The organism is Alcanivorax sp. HI0044 (assembly GCF_001634945.1).
Genome location: NZ_LWEZ01000791.1, coordinates 1 through 426 on the forward strand (window position 1 = coordinate 1; position 426 = coordinate 426).

At 56.3% G+C, this 426-nt stretch carries 1 protein-coding gene; it reads right to left on the reverse strand.

Annotated elements, in window-relative coordinates:
* Nucleotides 1-38: 38 nt before the first annotated feature.
* A partial coding sequence (locus A3730_RS09480; RefSeq protein ID WP_231883910.1) for a phospholipase D-like domain-containing protein occupies nucleotides 39-426 on the reverse strand: 388 nt, incomplete at its 5' end.

Consider the following 426-nt stretch of genomic DNA (forward strand, 5'->3'; position numbering starts at 1 on the left):
GCGCCTTTAAACTTTGAACTTTCACCTTTTAACTTGCTTTAAAAACTGCTCCAGCCAGTGAATTCCATTCCCCGATACAACCAGTACTTCCACACCGAGTCATCCGCATACACCGCATAGTCGGTGCTGTGCTTTTCGTCGTAACGGTTTTCCCAGCGCCGTTCAAAGGTGTCGCTGGCCTGTTGCATGATGGCGTGGTCGGGGGCGGCGATCAGCCGCACGCTACTCTCCAGATTCAGGTTATCCAGATTTCGCCGGGTGTAGTTGGCGGAGCCAAGGATCAGTGCGGCGCTGTTGGCGCTGCGCCGTAACAGCATCTTGGTATGGCATTGTTCTCCCTGGGTGTTGCACCAGCGCACGGGGATGCCGGCGTTGTGCAATTCACTCCCCACCTGGCGGTTGGGTATCCCGTTCTTCTCACGCCCG